General features: G+C 68.8%; 4 protein-coding genes. 3 read left to right on the forward strand and 1 reads right to left on the reverse strand.

The window, feature by feature from the left end:
• A partial coding sequence (locus FKP22_RS29335; protein ID WP_141291709.1) for an MBL fold metallo-hydrolase occupies positions 1-633 on the reverse strand: 633 nt, incomplete at its 3' end.
• 100 nt (positions 634-733) lie between these two features.
• On the opposite strand from FKP22_RS29335, the gene FKP22_RS29340 reads away from it, so the two are divergent.
• From FKP22_RS29340 to FKP22_RS29350, 3 genes are all read left to right on the forward strand, one after another.
• Positions 734-1,051, forward strand: coding sequence for an ArsR/SmtB family transcription factor (locus FKP22_RS29340; protein ID WP_141291711.1), 318 nt, complete (start codon positions 734-736; stop codon positions 1,049-1,051).
• A gap of 5 nt (positions 1,052-1,056) precedes the next feature.
• Entirely contained in the window at positions 1,057-1,491 is a 435-nt protein-coding gene (locus FKP22_RS29345; RefSeq protein ID WP_141291714.1) for a YeeE/YedE family protein, read from the forward strand.
• Positions 1,488-1,733 (forward strand): DUF6691 family protein (locus tag FKP22_RS29350; protein WP_375140631.1); only part of this gene is annotated, 246 nt, incomplete at its 3' end. The genes FKP22_RS29345 and FKP22_RS29350, both read left to right, overlap by 4 nt.

The following is a 1,733-nucleotide window of genomic DNA, read 5'->3' on the forward strand; positions in this document are numbered from 1 at the left end:
CGGGTAGTCGTGGCAGACGAACAGGCGGGTCTCGGCCGGCAAGGCCAGCAGCCGCTGGATGGAGCGGTAGAGCTGGGTCGCATCACCGCCGGGAAAGTCGGCTCGCGCGGTGCCCACGTCGGGCATGAACAAGGTGTCGCCAACGAACACCGCGTCGCCGATCTGGAAGGCGATGTCAGCCGGCGTGTGGCCCGGCACGGCCAGCGCGCGGGCGGTCAGTTCGCCCACTGCGAAAACCTCGTCGTCCTCGAACAGGTGGTCGAAGTCGCGGCCGTCCGGGTGGAAGTCCGGCCCCAGGTTGAACAGCGGCGCAAATGCGGCCTGCACGCGGCGGATGGCCGCGCCGATGGCAATGCGTCCGCCCACCTGTGCCCGCACCCAGGGCGCGGCCGAGAGGTGGTCGGCATGCGCATGGGTTTCCAGGATCCAGTCCACCTGCAGCGCCTGCGCCTGCACCCAGTCCACCAGTGCCTGTGCCGAGTGCGTGCCGGTGCGGCCGGACTTGGCGTCGAAGTCCAGCACCGGGTCGACCACGGCGGCGCGGCGGGTGGCCGGGTCGTGCACCACGTACGAGACGGTGGCCGTGGCCGGATCGAAGAAGGCTTGCACGACGGGCGATGCGGACTTGGACATGCGGTGTCTCCATGACAATTTACAAAACAATGATATATTCAAATACATAATGAATACCGGCGCAGGGGTTTGCGCTGGCTCAAACCCGGGTGAGTTCGTGATGTCTGTCGTGTCCCGCATCGATCCCCAGCGCCTGCGAGGCGCCGCGGCCGAAGCCGTGGCTGCCCTGAAGGTGCTGGGCAATGAAGACCGCCTGCTGCTGCTGTGCGAGCTGTCGCAGGGCGAGCGCAGCGTGAGTGAACTCGAAGCGCGGCTGGGCATTCGCCAGCCCACGCTGTCGCAGCAGCTGGGTGTGTTGCGCGCAGAAGGCGTGGTCAGCACGCGGCGCGATGGCAAGCGCATCCATTACCAGGTGGCCGATGCGCGGTTGCTGGAAATCCTGGCGGTGATGTACCGCCTCTACTGTCCCAAGGAGTAAGCCTCATGCACATCGACTGGTCCTCCTTCACGCCCTGGCCCGCGCTGGCCGGTGGCGCCCTGATCGGCCTGGCCGCTGCGGCCATGGCCTTGCTGCTGGGCCGCGTGGCCGGCATCAGCGGCATCCTCGGCGGGCTCTTGCGCCCGTCGCCGGGAGAGAGCCGCTGGCGGCTGGCTTTCCTGATCGGGTTGTTGCTTGCGCCCTGGCTGGTACGTGCGGCGGGGGCAATGCCGCCATTGAAGATCGAGGCCTCCAGCGGGCTGCTCATCGTGGCCGGCTTGCTGGTGGGCGTGGGCACGCGCTACGGTGCGGGCTGCACCAGTGGCCATGGCGTCTGCGGGCTGTCGCGGCTCTCGGGCCGCTCGCTGGTGGCCACGCTGGTGTTCATGGCCGCGGGCTTCGTCACCGTCGCGCTGGTGCGGCATGGAGGTGTGCTGTGAACCGCATCCGCATCCTGTTGGCCGCACTGGCATCGGGCCTGGTCTTCGGCCTGGGCTTGATCGTCTCCGGCATGGTGCAGCCGGCCAAGGTGCTGGGCTTCCTGGACCTGCTGGGCGCCTGGGACCCTTCGCTGGCGCTGGTGATGGGCGGCGCCATCGCCGTGGGCCTGCCCACGTTCGCCTGGGCCAAGCGCCGCCAGGCCGGGCAGCAGGCCAGCCTGCTGGGCGAGCCCATGCGCTTG

It is taken from the genome of Ideonella azotifigens (genome assembly GCF_006519715.1).
Taxonomy (GTDB): Bacteria; Pseudomonadota; Gammaproteobacteria; order Burkholderiales; family Burkholderiaceae_C; genus Ideonella; species Ideonella azotifigens.

Excerpts from the sequence above, each read along its gene's own strand:
- FKP22_RS29340 (WP_141291711.1), top strand. The coding sequence starts at position 734 with ATGTCTGTCGTGTCCCGCATCGATCCCCAGCGCCTGCGAGGCGCCGCG.
- FKP22_RS29345 (WP_141291714.1), top strand. The coding sequence starts at position 1,057 with ATGCACATCGACTGGTCCTCCTTCACGCCCTGGCCCGCGCTGGCCGGT.